Genomic DNA, 18,916 nt, shown 5'->3' with positions numbered 1-18,916 from the left:
CGCCGCCCCTTTCCTACCCTATCCTACCCGGCCCTGGGGCATCACAAGCCCTGCCCGTTGCCGTCGAACTGGGCAAACGTAACGATACCGCATAAGCCAACATGAACAGCGCCAGCCCCAGCGCATAAGGCGAGAACCCCTCTTCCTGGAAGACGGAGTTGGCCAGCAGCGCAATGCAATAGAAGAACGCCAGGCGAACCGTGCCATGGTGCAAGAGCGGCAGCGCCACCCTGCGGATCAACGCCAAGTAGAACGTATAGACGGCAATGATGCCAAGCAGGCCCAACTGGCTCAAGCCCACCGCCAGTACCGAATCGTCGAATTGCGGCCCTTCCACCATGGAGCGGGACATGCTACCGCCAAACCCCAGGCCGCCGCCCAGGAAATTCTCGGGCACATGGTAAAGCGCTCCCGCCAGCTTGACCATGTGAGGGTTACCGATTTCGAACCCCACCAGGTAAGCCAGCAGCAGATAGCCCAGCACCACCGCAAACATGGCCGCGAGCAGCAGCCGACGCCGCAGGCGAGCCCGGTACAGTACTTCGAAGCCAATGATCAGCCCCAGCGCGAGCACGCTACCCTTAACGCCAAAGGCCAGGCAGCCGATCAAAGCCAACGCAGCCAGCGTGCGCTGCCGGCGGCAGTGAAACCACAGCGCAAAGAACAGAAACAGGTAGGAGGACGAAATGGGATGCCCAAGGACACCCAAGGGCCGATAGGCGCGTATGTCGGGCAGCAGCTCTAAATTTAAGAACTTACGCGCGTTGCGCTCGGCCAGGGTATCCGGGGTGAAGACATTGCTCATCTTCAGCGAATAGTAATCCGCCATGTTCGTCAGCTGATAGAATTTCATCGGCGCAACGTATTCAAAGGCCAGTAGGCCAGCAAACACGCCGAAGAAAGCCAACAGGATGGGGGTCACGCCATGTGGCCTGACCAGTAAGCCCAGCAGAAAAAATAGGAAGGGAAAGAGATAGAGCCGCAGGTAAGCAGCCGATGCCGAGAGGCCGTTACCGGCAAGCCAGCCATAAACGAAGTAAACGCCCAACAGGCCGAGGAACAGAACCAGGGTGTTTCTCAACGGCTGGGCAGCAATGGCAGGCTGCTGGTGACATGCCGGCACCAGGAACGCCAACATGCCGAAAAGAATCGCAAAATCAATGCCTAACAGCGCCAGCAAGTGGTCCCGCTGCACGATGCCGGGCGCAAGCCAACTGACTGCCAGGTTGGCCAACAGAAAAACGACCAGAAACTGCCGCGCATACCCTTCGCGCACGGCACACATGAAGGCCAGGCAAAGCATCGGCACGGCAGGGATGAGCAGGTAGGCGTTCCTCGCTCCCAGCACATAGACGACCAGCACCAGAGGAAGAAAAAACCTGCCCAGCGAGCGATGGGGAATGGCCGAAAAAAAGCGCTCCCCCAGGGAGGCAGCGCCATGTGCGCCTAGCCGAAGTTCCATATCAGCCATACCCTTGCAGAGTCCTACTGATGACGTTATGTCACGTTCGAACCCAACTAGGATGGTTGATACGAACCGGCTCAGCCACTACTCAAGGAAAAGAAGCGTAGCGAAAACTATCGTTTCGTAGCCGTACCGTTAACTGCCCGTTGGTAAAGCGCTGCAAGCTGCTGCGCCACACGGCGCTGGGTGAAGCCCTTGTCGATCAAGTGCTGGCGTAACCGGGTACGCTCCTGCTCGCCCGGCTCTTCGTCGCCCAGCACTTCCTGCAACGCCTTGCCCAACGCAGCGCCGGTGGCTTCCTCCACTACCCGACAACCCTCGATGCCTTCGAGGATATGCCCCACCCCACCCACGTTGCGTGCCACCACCGGCGTACCGCAGGCCAGTGCCTCGCGTACCGAATTGGGCGAACCTTCGAAATCCGACGCCAACAGATGGGCACTTGCCGCATTGAAGTAGAGCGGCACCTCTTCCCGAGCGGCCTGGGTCATGATCAACGGCTCTACCATGGCATCGTGGCGCTGCACGTAGGCCACCGCCTCGCTGAACAGGTCGAAGCGCTTTTCGGCACGAATGGTATTGGCACTGACGAACAGCACATAGCGCTTGGCAGGGTCGAGCCCTAGCTGCTGCTTGGCGGCCTGCCGATTCTGTAGGGTGAAAAGTTCCTCGTTCACCCCATTGGGCAACAGCACCGACCCACTGCCGGCAAAGCGGCTGGGCAGGCGCGACTTGTAGACCTTCCACTTGCAATAGCAGGTAAGGAACCAGAACACCGGCCAACCAAACGGTGCCAGGCGGCCCTTCAGGTTATGCCGGCCATCATTCATGAACGAGACCGCCAGCTTATGGCGTGGCACCGAGAACACACCCAGCAGCCCGACCAGCACGTGGTGGCAATGAACGACATCGTACTGCCTGGCATGCCGCAACAGGTGCCACCAGGCCTTGAGATAGGCCAACAGGCCGTCGCGCTCCTTGCTGATCGGCCATACATCCACCTCAAGACCCTGGGCGGCCAGTGAGTCGACCTGTTCCTTGACGAAGATCCCCTTGACCGGGGCTTTTTCACTTGGGTAGGCGTTGGTAACGTGCAAAACCTTCATTGACAGCCAGCCGCTCGCTTCAAGACACTTTCCCACTGATCGATCACAGCTGCAGGACTGCATGTTCTCACTATATAGGTTTGTGCGGCCTCACCCATGGCTAGGCGCTCCTCATCACGCATTAGCGCCACCCGGTTCATGGCTGTACTGATGCTCTCTATCGAGAAGTCCTCACACAGAATGCCCGTTTGCCCCGAGTCAATCATCGCGGACACCTCACCGACAGCCGTGGCAACCACAGGGAGCCTGGCCGCCATCGCCTCTATCAAGGCGTTTGGCATCCCTTCACGCAGCGACGTCATGATGAAGGCATCCATCCGTGCCAGCTCAGCCTGAACCTCTTGCGTATGTCCGAGGAAATCGACGCGGTTACTGATGCCAAGCTGCTCACACAACGCATGAAGCGCAGACTTTTTCGGGCCATCGCCAACGATGTGCAACCTGGCACCCGGAAATGATTTCAAATGTTGGCCAAAGGCTTGAAGCAGTAATGGCAGATTTTTCTGCGCTTCCAATCGACCGACGTAGCCCCAGACGAGGCCCTCGCTCCCCTGACTCACCGCTCGCTCGGCAGGCCTGCCCAGCTCGAAATAGATATTAGGCACCACTACCAAGTCACTGCGAGCCAGGCGGCTATGCAGCCGCTGGCGGGCCAAGCGGGTATTGGAGACCGTCAAGGTATCGAACACGCTTGTCAATTTCATCAGTACATCACGCTGAAAAGACCCACAGCTGACGTTCCGATGCACTGACACGACCGGGCAATCGAGCATGGGCGACACCGACCGAAGCAGCAGCGATGCATGAAAAAGAAAACCTACGACAACATCAGGTGAAAGCGCCTTGATTTCACTTTTCAATTCCTTGGCAGAGGAAACAAAACCCGCCAAGCCAAGCCGTTTTAAGGTGACCTTGTCATTCAAGTGCTCGAGGTACGCATCGCCCCCCTTCAACACAAGCAGCGAAACACGATAGCCTCTATCGGCTAGTAGCGAAGCAATGTAGACGACCTGCCGCTCGGCACCGCCGGCACTCAAGCTGCCGATACATAAACATAGAGATTTCATTGGCTATACTTCATTTATCACTTTTTCCCATTCGCTGAATATTTTTTCTTCAGCAAATTCTTCCCTGACGCCAATAGAAGATGCAGAAATACGCTGTCTCAATGCATCATCATGCATGAGAGCAAGCATCGCCTCAGCAAGTTTCTCGGTATTTTCAGGCTCGACCAACAGACCATTTTCCCCATGCCGTATAATATCCCTAGGGCCAGTGTCGCAATCGAAAGCAATCGACGGACAGCCTGCCGCCATAGCCTCTAAAAGAACATTGGGAAACCCCTCATAACGAGAACTCAGCACAAACATGTTGGCTCGCTCATACCAGTCAGCGACATTACCAATTCGCCCAGGAAAGATAACGCTATCAGCAATACCCAAACGATCTACCAAACTACCAAGTGCATTTATTTCATCATCCTCAGAACCCTCCACATCCAATCCCACAATCGCAAGCACCCAGCCTGTAGCCGTATTGTTCATTGCGGTAAAAGCTTCGAGCAGTATATCAAACCCCTTCTGGTAGGGCTTCGTTCCCACAGCAAGAATCAGCTTTGAATCTACCCCAACCAAGGTGCTTGGCGCTACTGAGGGGGGGAATCTCTTCAGGGGCCAGGAAACGGCATTAGGAATGATGTAGGTATTGCGTGCCCCAGCATGCTGTTTTAACCATGATGCCGTTTCTTTTGACTGCACAATATGGGCGTCAGCAAAACGATAAAAGACGCTACGCAGGAACCCCCATGGCTTTATGGCCGGCTTTCTTCCAGGGTAGTTGCGCTCAGCAGTTACGCAAGAGCATTTAAGCCTAACAGATGAAACAATCGACAAAACGGAGCAAGTCGTCATAAACCCAATTACTGCATCAGCATTCTCTTCTTTAATTATTTTTCGCAGAGAAACTGCACGTCGAATATTATAAAAAAGCTTGCAAATACCTTTATTTTTTTTTACTAAATTTAGACCAAATCGCTTTACTTTTCCGGGGAGAGGATAAAAATCTCTTCCCTCACCATGCATCGTAACTATACAAACTTTGTAGTCATACTTTGTGAGATATCGTGAAAGTGCGATTACAGTTCTCTCAGCCCCCCCTCCTGTAAGAGAGTCAATAAATATAATTATGTTTTTCATAAGCCTCGATAAACCTTTAAAATTTCCTCAGCATGAACTTTAACAGAGAATCGATTAATAGCAGCCTCGGCTGTACTCTCAGCCATATTGTTATACACAGAAGGTTTTTTAATAAAATCCAATACTAAATCACCCATCGCCTCCGGATTTTCAGGAGGAACCAGCCTACCATTTACCCCATCTTGAATAATCTCTTTATGCCCTCCATCCTCTGTAGCTATGACTGGTGTTTTGCAGATCATTGCCTCAATAAGAGTTCTTCCCAACCCTTCATTTACAGCAGTCGCCAAGAATAGATCACAACCCATAAGGTATGGCTCTATTGGCGTTTTCATGCCCATTGGTATCACAATATCCAAAAGGTCAAGCTTTTCGATCAAGTCATTAACCGTACTTCCAAGCGGATCTCTAGCCTCACCAAACATAAGAAAACGAACTGAAAGGTTAGTATTATTTTTCACATAATAAGCAACCCGAACAAGATCATCAGGCTTTTTTCTATTTTCCCAGTTAGCCGCCCACCCAACAATCACAGTATGTGGATTGGCATTTACTTCTTCAAGCAATTTCTTTTTAGCTTCTGATCTACTTAGTTTTTCTTTGTAGCATACTACTGGATTATGGATAATTTTTGCTGTTTGGGCCATGCGCTTCGGCAGGCTACATAAGCAATGCTTTGATATAGTTAAAACCTGGGCAGCCAGAAGCGAATAAAAAGCAAGTTTGTAGTTTTTACTAGGTGTTCTTTGATGCCAGACCATTTTGCAACCAGCCAACCGGCAAGCCAACAACCATGTCAAATGCATTCTGATATCATTAGTATGCACAATATCAATCATATTTTTCTTTAAATAATTTCTTAACGGCCATGCTGCCTTTACTATACCAGTGACTTCCTTATAAAAATTTTTCGGGCTAACCAAGTTAACCTTAGGTGAAAACTGATATGACTGAGGCATATCTTTAAGATAAGTTTCCAATTTCCCTTGATGATGCAACACTATCTGCACTTTTATGTCAGAGTAGTTTTCTAACGCTTGGGCTAGTATGAGAGAGGAAATGTGGCTTCCACCGACACTGTCACCTGGATAAGGAAAAAGCACTTTAAGTGGATTATTTTTTTTAAATGCATTCATATTGCGCTGCCACCGTAAAATGACAACAAACAAAAATTACGGAAATTGCTCCATCAACTTTATGCATTTATAAATATCGCTCAATATGATCACTAAATTGAGAAACTGCTTCCTTCTGCTGAGCTTCAGTGTGCTTTAAATAATCCCCCCACATTATTGAAGGTTTCCAATCAAATGAATTTTCTTTCACAGCACAAAGATACCTAATAATAGATTCATCGGATGCAGGCTTCATACTCAAAGCAAGATCAACTTTTTCGTGAAGCTGACTTAAGCACGGCGCATGCATAATGCCGTCGCCTATCGACAAAAAAGGTGAATCACCTATCACTAGAGCGGGTTTTCTCAACATGATAGCCTCCAATGCCGCCGTACCTGTTATGACCACAGTTAAAGAGGATTTCTTAACCCACCACAAACCTTTCTGCAAAGGAGAAATCAACACGACTCTAGGGATTTTACTTATAATTTCATAAAACCCCTTTGGACGCACGCCAAGCATAGGCAGGTGCTCTTTAACAACAAGTATAGCGTCTGCTGGTAAAGATTTAGCCAGCGCCTCAATCACTGCAACTTGATTAGTGTGCCAAGGAGAAAGCACCATCGTTGACGCTTCTGGATCTACATGAAGTGGAAAGTAGACCCAACGGTAGTTGTCCGGGGCGAAGTTTTTAAATATGTCCTTTTTATAAAAAGCACGTTTCCAAGCCAGAGATGTTGCATGCCAATGACGCTGCACTGGCTCGCTTAACAAACCACGAACACCATCCTTTACAAAAGACTTGGTTGTTTGCCTGCAAGCTCCATATAAAACTTTAGTAATTTTATTCTTACTTCTTACTTTATCGTTATAAATCTTATACTCTGGCAAAGTGGGCGTGCACCGGTAATCTTCCAAGTACTGTTGAGCCCAGGACTCATGTTTGTTATATATTAAGCTGTCTACAGAAACATTGTCAAAAGTGTTTTTTATACATGCTAATCTACCTAACGGATCAGTATCGATGACTGTCAACGAACCAATTCTAGTCGCATTTGGCCTTAAAACCAGTATACCTCTTGCCAAGCACATCTGAGAAAGCAGAAAAGCAGGAGCACCAGCAACAGCATATAAAAAAACAAAATAAGGCTTTTTGTCTTGTAACGTTTTATCTAAAAATTTATATAAATTAGCAACATAGTTAATTGGAACATCAAGCGGATTCTGTAAGGAAGCAGCTTTTAGCCAACTAGGCCGAGCAACCCCCCCAAAAACAAAGCCAGCTCCAATTCTTCGATCACTGGTAATAGTCCGACCAACGATACTATAACCCAACTCTTCTTGCATTTTTATTATAGTTGAACTATCGGCTTTATGCTGAACCCAATTAATTTCCTCAGCCTCAATATCATATATGTCCCCTCCGCAACTTCCAAGACGAGCATAAACCTTTGTAAGGGTCTCCTTTCCGCCCGTACATATGCCGTGAACTTTATTTATCACACCCTTAATGGAAAGATCTGTTGCTATATCAGCACCATATTCTCTAAATTTAGGTGCAAATAAAAACAAAGCGGATTTTTTAGACTTCATAAATTAGGCTTTTTAAAAATAATGTGAGTGTGAATTAAGGTCAATGGCTGAGTCTTCATCGCAAACAAAAGCTAGTCCGGTTTTAGTCTTTAAAACGAAAGTGATCCATTAAGACAGGAGTGAAAGGCTCAACATCCACTTCAATTTTACTCCCAACAATTCTTTCAAGTTGAGATGGTTTCAGCCCATAACCAGGCCGGACACTTTTAACGGAACTTTCATCAACTATATCGCCAGCCTTCATAGCTTTTACATAATACAATGAGCGCCGGAATTTAATATTTGCTAATTCACTTTCCTTTCGACCGTAATTAACATTACCTAATGCACTCCATGCTACTTTAGAGTCCCTACAAAGTTCTACCAAATCTTTCGGCTCAAGAGAAAAGCTATCATCCGGACCACCACCTTGCCGATCTAGAGTAAAGTGTTTTTCAATAATAGCTGCTCCTAACGCCACACTAGTAATTGCCGTTGTATTGTCCAGCGTATGATCAGAGAGGCCTGTCACAACGCCAAATCTCTGCATCATATCAGTAAGGGTTCGGAGGTTATATTCTTGAGCAGGTGCGGGATATCCGCTTACGCAATGTAGAATAGCAAGTTCTTTACAGCCTTCACCTCGAGCTGCATCTATTGCTTCCTGAATTTCATCAGCATCAGCCATGCCGGTTGAAATAATCATCGGCTTACCAGTTCTAGCTACGTATTTAATCAGTGGAATGTCGATCGCTTCAAATGAAGCAATTTTATACGCAGGTGTGTTCAGCTCTTCGAGAAAGTCAACCGCAGTAGCATCGAAGGGAGAGCTGAATATGGTTATACCAAGATTACGGGCATGCTCGAATAAGGGCTTGTGCCACTCCCAGGGGGTATGAGCCCACTCATATAGCTCATACAGCGTGCGCCCCTTCCAAAGACCTTCTGTAATCTGAAAATCAGGCAATGTACTATTTAAAGTAATAGTATCTGGACGGTATGTCTGCAGCTTGACAGCATTGGCACCTGATTTTTTTGCCTCTTCAATCAAGAGTTTGGCAATATCAATACTACCATTGTGGTTAGCAGACAATTCGGCAATTATATAGGGAGGCTGATCATGACTGATCATCTGGCCATCAATATTGATCTTCATATGACACCTTCCTGAGTTTGATGATATAGGTATGCCCATGCAGACGAAAATAAGCTGGATAGCGCTCAGGATCCATCACACGAATGACATTGAACAAGTCGCAAAGAGGCCGTGTAGGATCGACTTCACTGTCAGTAGGACTGCGTTTACGATAATAGGTCGGCGTGATATTTTCGGACTGTGGAACTGGTTGAGTATTAGCTTGAATAAGAAATAATGCCTCATCCATTAACGCCAGCTCGGTATCGAAAAGCAACTGATGGATTTCGTCATGCAGGGCATGAGGAGGCACCTGAAAAGAACGTTTTGCCCAGATAGCTCCGGTATCTACCTCATCCTCTGCCTCGAGTAGGCTCACCGTGATAGTTCTAGCGCCCTCGAGCAAAGCCCAGACATGGGGACTCCAACCGCGGCCTTGTGGCAAATCACTGGCGTGCAAGACAAGGGTGTGTTGGTAACGCGACCGTGTGGCAGCATCTATAATCTGACTACAAGAAATAAGAAACAGAATATCACCGCCCGGCAATTCTTGCCGGTCCCGGCATAGCTCAATATTATGTGCAGCTTGATGCTGCGCCAGCCAACGTGCCAGCCACGCGTTAACGGGATGCTCACAGTTTGGGCAGAGAACCGTGATCTGCATAGGTCAATTACCACTTAATAAATAATCAGTAATAACATGTGCTCCTTGCCCATGAGTTAGACTGGCTGCACAGTTCACCATGGCGTCAAGACTATCTGGGGCGGCAACGAATGCCATTAAGTAATGCTCAAGTCGGAATATCCAGTCTTGTGCATCAGTCTCACCTAAATGAATCGCAGCTCCAGCCTTATGTAGGCATTCAGCGATGGGCAATTGATTTTCTGCTAGGGCTAACATCAAGGTTGGGAGACCCAAACAGCAACGTTCCCACGATGTGCTCCCAGCGGCACCGATAGCGAGATCTGCATCAGCCATGTGTTGGGCCATGCCACTTACGTTAGCAAGTACCACGGTGGTACATGACAGCATTCGGGCACGTTGCTGAACAACATCGAGCCAAGGAGCCGTGGCTCCCATTATTATTGTGACATACATGTCATTGGGAAGATTGCAGTATCTCAGCACCTCAAGAACCCTAGTGGTTACGTTGTCAATGTCAACGCCACCCATAGTAATCAACAAGTGCCTAAGCTGCGGTTTTTGCCGCCGCTCCAGACTGGCTTGGCGCCATTCGGAAAACTCGGGCCGCAGCAGGGCATAGGCAGGTCCTAACAGCACGCAGCAGTGATCAGGCACCAGACCAACATAGTCCACGGCCTGACGCCCCAAGTTCTGATCAAGGAGCAGATCAGCACAGTGAGTTCGGTCAGCTAGATCATCAATAGCCATTAAACGATCGCAGAATGGCCGCAGCGATTCTTCCCAGCAAATGTCTAAAGCATAGTGGTCAACGATCAGCCAGTCTGGCTTGATCATTTGCAGTATGGGACGACAAGCTAGCATATCTTGCTCTTGTGACGTCCCGAGCCAGGCGGCATGAGCCGACCCGGTGCTGCCAATCGGGCTCTCCAGTTCGCAGGGAAGCTCATGGACTGTGTAGCCCTTGCTGCGAATCAGCCCAATGAGATGGCCGGAATGCTCACGACAGAGAAAGTGACACTCCGAGCCTCGGCTTTTCAAGACATCGGCTAAGGTCAGGCAGCGCATCACATGACCGGAGCCGATCATCAGTGAAGCATCAGCTCGGAAAACGATTTTTTTTCTCAAACCTTAGCATAGCCTCTTTATAATCTTGCTCCGTATCGATATCACATACTTCATTGTCTGGCACATCAAAGACTTTTAACTTATCACTATAAAAAGTCATCTCCTTTAGAAATTCAGTACGACGCCCCCAATAAAAAGTTCCATTACTTACCCGCGAAACAGGATATTTTTGGGATTGTACATTTGCGTACTCAGGAAAGAGTAACGATGCAAAACCACTATCATCCACTTTCAATGCCTGGACGGGTGCGTAATTATACTGGGACACTCCCATAAGAACATTGGCGTCAGTCGATTCATCGAAAATATTTGCAGACTTAATTAGTGTGCTTGGGCTAAGAAACACTGAAGTCGCATATATACAACAGAATATGTCACACGGTATATCACTTAACACCTCTTCGCATACTTGTACTACGGTAGCCGTATCATGCGAGAGTGCTATTGTCCTTTCAAACACCTCTGCCCCTGCACTATGGGCAACATCCGCAATTTCCTCATCCTCTGTTGAAACAATAATTCTTTCAAAAATATTTGTTTTTTTGCAATTTTCGATTACCCACATAAGCAATGGCTTATTACCTAAAGGCAATATATTTTTTCGTGGAAGTCTTTTGGAGCCACCTCTTGCGGGAATAATGGCGACTCTATCCATAAAAATCTTCCAACATAACAACATGCCCCTTGCTTAGTCCTTTTTTAAACTCGCTTTCCAAGAAAGCCTCGTACTCATCAGGAGCGATTCCGAAGCCGGGACGTTTAAACTTATATTTCACATCTTTTAATTTAGAACCAGCTTCTACATCCTCATCAAGGATGAGGCTTCTCCTAATGTTCAGCCTTTTTATTTTTTCTTCATCGCTCATTACCCTTCGGGTAGATCCCATAGCCCTTTCAACGTCTCTGATAGTACGCACAAAGCTTGCCATTTCATCTGGCTCAAGAGACATTATGTGTTCCACACTCCGAGTAGTCCGGTCTTCCGTTATTGTTTTTTCTACCAAATTTGCTCCTAAAGCTATTGCTGCCACATCCATTAACTCACCCGGAGTATGATCTGAATAGGCAACGGGGCAATTAAATAATTTTTTCAACGCAGGAAGCATATTAAGATTAATACTATCCAGATGAGCCGGATAACCAGAAGGGCAATTATGAATAATAATCTGCTCACACCCTTCTTTTCGTAGCAAATCTATAGCTGCTTCTATTTCACCAAAGGTTGCGTTGCCAGTATCAAGTTGAACTGACACATCCAACTCTGCTATCTTCCTCAAAAAAGGGAAAAAATTTACATCTGCAGAAGCGATTTTTACGGACGGGCATTTTATTTCTTTAACTAACTCCAGCCCGAGCTCGTCTCCTATTGTGGCAAAAAAAGTCAATCCTAAGCTATCCGCATATGATTTTACTTTTTTCCATTCGCCAATAGACATACTTCTGCGAACAAATATATCGTGCAACGGCTCAGTGACTGTTTCTGTTCTTCCAGAAGCTTTATCTACAAGTACATCATAAGTATAGAGAAGTGCTTTGTCTGCGACCAATTCGTCAGGGTCAAAAATCTGGAACTTAATTGCATCGCCACCGGAATCAGCTGCGAGCCTCACTAATCTTAGTGCGCTTTCCAACCCGTTATGAGTCGGCCCCGCCTCAAAAGTAATAAAGACAGGCTGACCATCCCCAACTTGTTTACTTCCTATTGTTACCATTCCTCTACCTCACAATATATTTTAAACTTTCGACCACGATATCTTGTTGCTGACAAGATAACGACGGATGGAGTGGAACACTAATAGCAGACGAGTAGTAATTTAATGAATTCGGATAGTTTTCGGAATAAAACTCCAGCCTAGCATAGTAGGGCTGAGTATGGATAGGTATGTAATGAACGTTCACGCCCACACCCTTACTTCGCAAATAATCAAAAACTTGGCGGCGAGTAAGATTTATATCTTCTAGCTTTAAACGTACGACATAGAGGTGCCAAGCTGAAGAACTATCCGGATGCTGCCAGGGAGTGACCACCGGGAACTCGACCAGCGCCTGATCGTAGCGCTTAGCCAATGCATGGCGGCGGGCCACGTAGTCATCCAGGCGTTCGAGCTGGGAAAGCCCAAGCGCGGCCTGCAGCTCGGTCATTCGGTAATTGTAGCCCAGCTCGATCTGCTGGTAGTACCAGGGCCCGTCGGCCTCGTGGGTCATCAGCGCCGGATCACGCGTCACGCCATGGCTGCGTAGCAGGTCCATACGTCTGGCCAGTGCATCGTCGTTGGTCAGCGCCATGCCGCCTTCGGCGGTGGTGATGATCTTCACGGGATGGAAGCTGAACACGGTGATGTCGCTGTAGCGGCCGTTGCCGATGTAGTCGCCTTGATATTTGCCACCGATGGCGTGGGAAGCATCCTCGATGATATGGAAACCGTAGCGCTGGCTTAGCGCGTGGATTGCCTGCATATCGCAAGGCTGGCCGCACAGGTGCACCGCCACCACGACCTTGGGCAGGCGCCCTGCTCGCTCAGCTTGCTCCAGTTTGGCTGCCAGCGCCTGGGGGCAGAGATTATAGGTGCGTGGGTCGATATCCACGAAGTCCACCTTGGCACCACAATAGAGTCCGCAGTTGGCGGAGGCGACGAAGGTAATGGGAGAGGTCCAGAGCCAGTCCCCCTTCCCTAGCCCCAGTGCCAGGCAGGCAATATGCAGCGCCGAGGTGGCGCTGTTGACCGCCAGCGCATGGCGAGCGCCTACTTTATCGGCCACGGCGCTCTCGAAGCGCGGCACCACCGGGCCCTGGGTAAGAAAGTCCGACTGCAGTACTTCAAGCACGGCATCGATGTCGGCCTGCTGAATATCCTGACGTCCATAGGGAATCATCAGATGGCTCCGATCTTTTCCCAATTGGCGTCGATCCATGCCCGAAGCTCGCTGTCGCTCATCCACTCGCTGTTGTTGTCGCTGGCGTAGACGAAGCCTTCCGGCACTTTCTTGCCATCCTTGATGCGGTTGGCATCCTTATCCCAGCTGTTGATGGCCGGCAGGATCTTGAAATGTTCGGGGTACTCGTAAGTGTAGTAGGCATCCTCGGCGCCGATCATCTGCTCATGAAGCTTTTCGCCGGGGCGAATGCCTACCATTTCCTGCTTTGCCTCGGGAGCAACGACCCGCGCCAGGTCGGTGACCTTCATGGAGGGAATCTTCTTTACGTAGATCTCACCGCCTTCCATGTCTTCAAAGGCGTGCCACACCAGTTCTACGCCCTGCTCCAGGCTGATCATGAAGCGCGTCATGCGCTCGTCGGTGATCGGTAACACGCCCTTGTCGCGGATCGACATGAAGAAAGGTATTACCGACCCCCGCGAGCCCATCACGTTGCCGTAGCGTACTACAGAAAAACGTGTTTCGTGGCCACCCGCATAGGAATTGCCGGCCACGAACAACTTGTCAGAAGTCAGCTTGGTAGCGCCGTACAGGTTGATTGGGCTGCTCGCCTTATCGGTAGAGAGCGCCACTACTTTCTTAACGCCTTTGTCGATACAGGCATCGATCAGGTGCATGGCACCTATAACGTTGGTTTTGACACACTCGAAGGGATTATACTCAGCTGTTGGAACAATCTTGGTAGCCGCTGCATGTACGACATAATCCACACCGTCCAAGGCGCGGTAGATCCGATCGCGGTCACGCACATCACCGATGAAAAATCGCACCCGAGGGTCTCCCTCGAATTTCTTGGCCATCTCCCACTGCTTCATTTCGTCGCGCGAAAAGATAATAACTCGCCTGGGATTGTAGCGTTCCAACAGCATCGGTATAAAAGTATGGCCGAATGAACCCGTGCCGCCCGTCACCAAGACTGATGAATCATTAAACATAAAAAATCCCACTTTAGAATTAGTCAGGCATGTTCTGACATGCGTTGAAAGACGATGTTGCGTGAAGCGAGCTCACTGTAGGTTCCATGATCAATCACTTGGCCACCTGTAAGTAAAAAAATGACGTCACACTGTTTTACCGTAGCCAAGCGATGGGCAATCATGATGATGGTCTTCTTACCGGAGAAATCATAAATAGCATCCATGATCAGTTTCTCAGTGATGCCATCCAACGCACTGGTAGCTTCATCGAGCACGAGAACGTCCACATCGTCGTATAAAGCTCGCGCAATGCCGATTCTCTGACGTTGACCACCTGACAGCTGGACACCGCGCTCACCGACACGCGTATCCAACCCTTGTGGAAGCTCTTCAAGCAGCTCGTCGAGGTGTGCCATGCGGGCGGCCTGCTGTACCCGTGCTTCATCGATCTTGTCAGGTGGAATGCCAAAGGCAATGTTCTCCCGAATGCTGGCATCCGCCAGGAAGATACTCTGAGGCACGAAACCGATGCTGTTCTGCCATTGCCGGCGGTTGGCATCGCTGATCGGTTGCCCATCCAGCAGCAGCTCCCCTTCTTGTGGCTGTATCAGGCCAAGTAGCACATCAATGGCGGTAGATTTGCCCGATCCGGAAGCACCTACCAGGCCAATCACCTGTCTCGCAGGTATGATCAGCGTCAGGTCATTCAGGGCGGGCTCTTCCTTGCCTGGGTAAGTCAACGAAATATTGTGCAGTTGTATTTCCTTGTTGACTAACATTTTCTCAGGCTCCGCCAGTTCCTCGGTGGCTTTGGCAGCCACTGCATCCTGATCGATGGCTTGCTGGTAGCTCTGCTGCATGGCTTCGCGAATCGATTCGAAGGCTGCCGTATTACCCTTGATTTTCGCTAAGCTCTGGTAGGCTTGCTGGAAGGCCGGCAGCATCTTGAAGCCCGCCAGGGCGTATACGGAGAGTACCGGCAGCATATGCCCCAGGCTGCCCTGGTGCACACCCAGCAGGTAAAGCACCAGCAGCATGATACTGCCAAAGGCAATCAATTGCATGGCGTAACGAGGCACTTCGCTCAACGCCTGGTTCACTCCCTGCGCCCTGGCCAATTTATCGCTGGATTGAATGAAGCGTTGTGTGAACAAGGCTTGGCGGCCCAGCAGCAATACGTCCTTGATGCCACCGAAGCCTTCATTCATCAGCTTGTAGCGTAGCGTATTCATATTGGATATGCGGCGACCGTTATCCGCTAACCGGGTGCGCACTACCTTGAACAGCAACACGTAGGCAAACAGAAACACCGCCAAGCCCACTAGAGCCACTAGAGGGTCGTAGAAAACCAGCCCCACCACCATGAAGCCCGCCATGGTCAGCTTGGCATTGAGCTGCAGCACCGGGTTGAGAATTCCATTGGTTACCCGGCCGGTTTCCTGCGCTACCTGCTTGGTCAGTTGGCTGCTGCTACCGCTAGCATGAAATAGCCATGGCTGGTGCAAGTAGTGGGTATAGAGCCGCTGACTGATCTGTGCCCCCACGCTATTGGCGAACATCGCCATACGCCATGTGGTCAGCATCGAGAAGCCAGTGCCGACTATCATCACGAGCAGTACAGCGGAGCCCAGCCAGAACAGGAAGGTGCGCGGGGAATCCGCCCCGCTGGCTGCGTAGAGCTGTGCCAGCATGCCATCGCCTTCCAGGCGCGACATATCGCCCACCACCGACATGAAAGGCGCGATGGCGGCAACACTGGCGATTTCAGCAAAGGCCATGATCACCACCAGTACCTGCAGGCGCAGAAAGCGCTTGCGCTGGCTGGGGGTTAGCAGCGAGTAGAGCTCTTTAAGTAATGTATACATTCGGGCTCAATGTCAGGTAGATAACAACAGCATGCGCGTTACAAGCAGGATGTCATCAGCTTGGCCACCAGCTCTTGCTGGGTGTATTCGGCCCCCTTCAAGGTTACCTCGGGCTCCAGCGGTGCTTCATAGGGGCTGCTGATACCAGTGAAGTCCTTGATTTTACCTTCACGGGCTTTCTGGTAGAGCCCCTTGGGGTCGCGCTGCTCGCAAACATCCAGCGGGGTGTCGACGTGCACCTCGATGAAATCGCCTTCGCTGAACAACGCGCGAGCGGCATCACGGTCGCTGCGGAACGGCGAGATGAAGGCGGTGATGACGATGATGCCCGCTTCGGCGAACAACCTGGCCACTTCGCCCACGCGGCGAATGTTCTCGGCGCGGTCTTCCTCGCTCATGCCGAGGTCCTTGCACAGGCCGTGGCGTATGTTGTCACCGTCCAGCAGCATGGTGTGGTAGCCACGGCGGTGCAGTTCAGCTTCCAGGGTATTGGCCAGCGAGGATTTTCCTGCACCGGAGAGCCCTGTGAACCAGATGCACTTGCCTCGGTGGCCGTTGAGCTGTTCCCGCATGGCCTGGGTCACGCTGGTGCGGTTCCACACCACGTTGGCCTTGCTGTCGTGTTCGCGGAATTCGTAGGGCAGCTCGCTGTCCAGCGGCTGATGGATCATCCCCGCCCCCACCGTGATGTTGCTGAGGCGGTCGATGATAATGAAGCTGCCGGTGCCCGGGCTGCTGCGGTAGTCGTCTACCGGCACCGGGGCGGTGAGTTCGACATGGCAGCGTGCAATGGCATTCAGGTCGAGGTTTTCGGCGTGGCGATGCTCGAGGGTGTTCACGTCGATCTGGTAGTCGATCGCCGTGACCTTGCCTGCCAAGGCGCGGGTGGCAAGCTTGAGATCGTAGAGCTTGCCGGGCTCCAGCGGAGCCTCATGCATCCACACGATGTCCGCCTCGAAGCCATTGGCAAGCGGCATCTTGTCCTCTTCCGCCACGAGCCAGTCGCCGCGGGAGATGTCGATCTCGTCTTCGAGGGTTAGGGTAATCGCCTGGCCCGGCCAAGCGGTTTCCAAGTCGCCATCGAAAGTGACGATTCGCTCCACCTTGGAAACCTTGCCGGAGGGCAGCGCCCTGACGGCCTGGCCACGATGCACGATGCCGCTAGCCAGCGTGCCGGAATAGCCGCGGAAGTCGAGATTGGGGCGGTTGACGTACTGTACCGGGAAGCGTAGGTCGCGCAGGTTCTGGTCGTGGCTGATCTCTACACTTTCCAGTAGCTCCAGCAAGGCCGGCTGCTGGTACCAGCCCATGTGTTCGCTCCTGTTGACCACATTGTCGCCCTTGAGCGCCGACATGGGTACGAAGCGGATGTCGCGCGCGTGGAGCTTCTCGGCAACTGCCTGGTACTCATTGACGATCTCGTCATAACGGGCCTGGGAGTAGTCGACCAGGTCCATCTTGTTGATCGCCACGATCAAGTGCTGGATACCCAGCAGGTCGGCGATGAAGCTGTGGCGCCGGGTCTGGGTCTGCACCCCGTAGCGGGCATCGATCAGGATGATCGCCAGGTTGGCGGTGGAGGCCCCGGTGGCCATGTTGCGGGTGTACTGCTCGTGCCCCGGGGTATCGGCGATGATGAACTTGCGCTTGTCGGTGGAGAAGAAGCGGTAGGCCACGTCGATGGTGATGCCCTGCTCGCGCTCCGACTGCAGGCCGTCGACCAGCAGCGCCAGGTCGACTTCCTCGCCGGTAGTCCCGACCTTTTTCGAATCGCGGGTGATGGCGGCCAGGTGATCTTCATAGATCATCTTGGAGTCGTGAAGCAACCGGCCGATCAGGGTCGACTTGCCGTCGTCGACGCTGCCGCAGGTGATGAAGCGCAGCAGGTCCTTGTTCTCGTGTTCGCGCAGGTACTGCTCGATGTCGTCGGCGATCATCGGGGAGGCGTGGGACACAGTCTTTTCTCCATCTGGGTGGGCGGCACGTGTGCTGCGCGCTGCGCGCTCCGGGCTCCGGGCCGCGAGCTACGGGCAGGCCGTGCTCCCTTCTTGTCTTGTGGCTAAATCTGAGGGGGTTTAGTAAGAGTTTTGAGCAAGGAACCGAGCATACGAGACAGAACCATGGCTTCCTGACGCCAATGGAGACCAACGGGCTCGGAGATATAGCCCACTTCGATTCCGATCAGCGCTTGTGTTGCGAACTCGCCGCACGATCCTTTTGCAATGGAGACAAAACGGAACTTCTCCTTCTCCGTGAAACGCTCGAAGCCTTCGGCAATATTGCTCGGTATCGATAGAGCAGAGCGCGTAATCTGATCTTTGAAACCGAAGTCCCGTAAATCTCGCAGCTCACGATACACATCTACGCTGAGTCGTTTACTACGCTGCCAGACCTCGAGCTGTTCATGCCTCATCGACTCTCCACCCTGCCGCTCGTAGCCCGTAGCCCTTAGCTCGTAGCCCGCAGCTCGTAGCTCATAGCTCGTAGCTCGTAGCTCGTAGCTCATAGCCCGCAGCTCGTAGCTCGTAGCTCGTAGCTCGTAGCCCGCAGCTCGTAGCTCGTAGCTCGTAGCTCGTAGCTCGTAGCTCGTAGCTTAGAAATATCCTTCTCGTTTCTTGCGTTCCATGCTGCCCGCCTGGTCGTGGTCGATGGCCCGGCCGCTGCGCTCGCTGGTGCGGGTCAACAGCATCTCCTGGATGATCTCGGGCAGCGTGTCGGCCTTCGATTCCACCGCGCCGGTCAGCGGGTAGCAGCCCAGGGTGCGGAAGCGCACCCACTTCTCCTCCGGCACCTCACCGGGGGCCAGCGGCAGGCGCTCGTCGTCGACCATCACCAGC

16 protein-coding genes and 1 pseudogene are annotated in these 18,916 nt (G+C 51.2%); all 17 read right to left on the bottom strand.

Annotated features, from left to right (window positions below; all coding sequences use genetic code 11):
• Window positions 1-13: 13 nt before the first annotated feature.
• Entirely contained in the window at window positions 14-1,462 is a 1,449-nt protein-coding gene (locus ACUY1T_RS00085) for a hypothetical protein (RefSeq protein ID WP_446019685.1), read from the bottom strand.
• A 116-nt stretch (window positions 1,463-1,578) separates the two neighbouring features.
• Window positions 1,579-2,571, bottom strand: a complete 993-nt coding sequence (locus tag ACUY1T_RS00080; protein WP_446019684.1) for a glycosyltransferase family 4 protein — start codon at window positions 2,569-2,571, stop codon at window positions 1,579-1,581.
• Window positions 2,568-3,638, bottom strand: a complete 1,071-nt coding sequence (locus tag ACUY1T_RS00075) for a glycosyltransferase (protein WP_446019683.1) — start codon at window positions 3,636-3,638, stop codon at window positions 2,568-2,570. The genes ACUY1T_RS00080 and ACUY1T_RS00075 overlap by 4 nt, the downstream gene beginning before the upstream one ends.
• Window positions 3,639-3,641: 3 nt before the next feature.
• Window positions 3,642-4,766, bottom strand: a complete 1,125-nt coding sequence (locus ACUY1T_RS00070; RefSeq protein ID WP_446019682.1) for a glycosyltransferase family 4 protein — start codon at window positions 4,764-4,766, stop codon at window positions 3,642-3,644.
• Window positions 4,763-5,902, bottom strand: coding sequence for a glycosyltransferase family 4 protein (locus ACUY1T_RS00065; protein ID WP_446019681.1), 1,140 nt, complete (start codon window positions 5,900-5,902; stop codon window positions 4,763-4,765). The genes ACUY1T_RS00070 and ACUY1T_RS00065 overlap by 4 nt, the downstream gene beginning before the upstream one ends.
• 67 nt (window positions 5,903-5,969) lie before the next feature.
• A complete protein-coding gene (locus ACUY1T_RS00060) occupies window positions 5,970-7,475 on the bottom strand; it encodes a hypothetical protein (protein WP_446019680.1) in 1,506 nt (501 codons plus the stop codon).
• 82 nt (window positions 7,476-7,557) lie between these two features.
• Window positions 7,558-8,610: a pseudaminic acid synthase gene (gene pseI / locus ACUY1T_RS00055; protein ID WP_446019679.1), complete on the bottom strand. Its 1,053-nt coding sequence runs from the start codon at window positions 8,608-8,610 to the stop codon at window positions 7,558-7,560.
• Entirely contained in the window at window positions 8,594-9,253 is a 660-nt protein-coding gene (locus tag ACUY1T_RS00050) for a formyltransferase family protein (protein WP_446019678.1), read from the bottom strand. Before ACUY1T_RS00050 ends, pseI begins: the two co-directional genes overlap by 17 nt.
• Window positions 9,254-9,256: 3 nt before the next feature.
• Entirely contained in the window at window positions 9,257-10,360 is a 1,104-nt protein-coding gene (pseG, locus tag ACUY1T_RS00045) for a UDP-2,4-diacetamido-2,4,6-trideoxy-beta-L-altropyranose hydrolase (protein ID WP_446019677.1), read from the bottom strand.
• Complete coding sequence (locus ACUY1T_RS00040) at window positions 10,332-11,015, bottom strand: acylneuraminate cytidylyltransferase family protein (RefSeq protein ID WP_446019676.1); 684 nt, start codon at window positions 11,013-11,015, stop codon at window positions 10,332-10,334. The genes pseG and ACUY1T_RS00040 overlap by 29 nt, the downstream gene beginning before the upstream one ends.
• Entirely contained in the window at window positions 11,008-12,072 is a 1,065-nt protein-coding gene (locus ACUY1T_RS00035; protein ID WP_446019675.1) for an N-acetylneuraminate synthase family protein, read from the bottom strand. Before ACUY1T_RS00035 ends, ACUY1T_RS00040 begins: the two co-directional genes overlap by 8 nt.
• 4 nt (window positions 12,073-12,076) lie before the next feature.
• On the bottom strand, window positions 12,077-13,273 hold the full coding sequence (gene pseC / locus ACUY1T_RS00030; protein WP_446019674.1) for a UDP-4-amino-4,6-dideoxy-N-acetyl-beta-L-altrosamine transaminase: 1,197 nt from the start codon (window positions 13,271-13,273) through the stop codon (window positions 12,077-12,079).
• Complete coding sequence (pseB, locus tag ACUY1T_RS00025; RefSeq protein ID WP_446019673.1) at window positions 13,234-14,232, bottom strand: UDP-N-acetylglucosamine 4,6-dehydratase (inverting); 999 nt, start codon at window positions 14,230-14,232, stop codon at window positions 13,234-13,236. Before pseB ends, pseC begins: the two co-directional genes overlap by 40 nt.
• 23 nt (window positions 14,233-14,255) lie before the next feature.
• Window positions 14,256-16,079, bottom strand: a complete 1,824-nt coding sequence (locus ACUY1T_RS00020) for an ABC transporter ATP-binding protein (protein WP_446019672.1) — start codon at window positions 16,077-16,079, stop codon at window positions 14,256-14,258.
• 38 nt (window positions 16,080-16,117) lie between these two features.
• Complete coding sequence (gene cysN / locus ACUY1T_RS00015; protein ID WP_446019671.1) at window positions 16,118-18,034, bottom strand: sulfate adenylyltransferase subunit CysN; 1,917 nt, start codon at window positions 18,032-18,034, stop codon at window positions 16,118-16,120.
• A 104-nt stretch (window positions 18,035-18,138) separates the two neighbouring features.
• Window positions 18,139-18,492 (bottom strand): four helix bundle protein, encoded by a 354-nt coding sequence (locus ACUY1T_RS00010; protein WP_446019670.1) that lies wholly within the window; start codon window positions 18,490-18,492, stop codon window positions 18,139-18,141.
• A gap of 180 nt (window positions 18,493-18,672) precedes the next feature.
• Window positions 18,673-18,916 (bottom strand): annotated as a pseudogene (locus ACUY1T_RS00005) (sulfate adenylyltransferase subunit CysD); the annotation flags it as partial.

It is taken from the genome of Billgrantia sp. Q4P2 (assembly GCF_052806135.1).
This window is presented reverse-complemented; position numbering and strand designations above follow the sequence as displayed.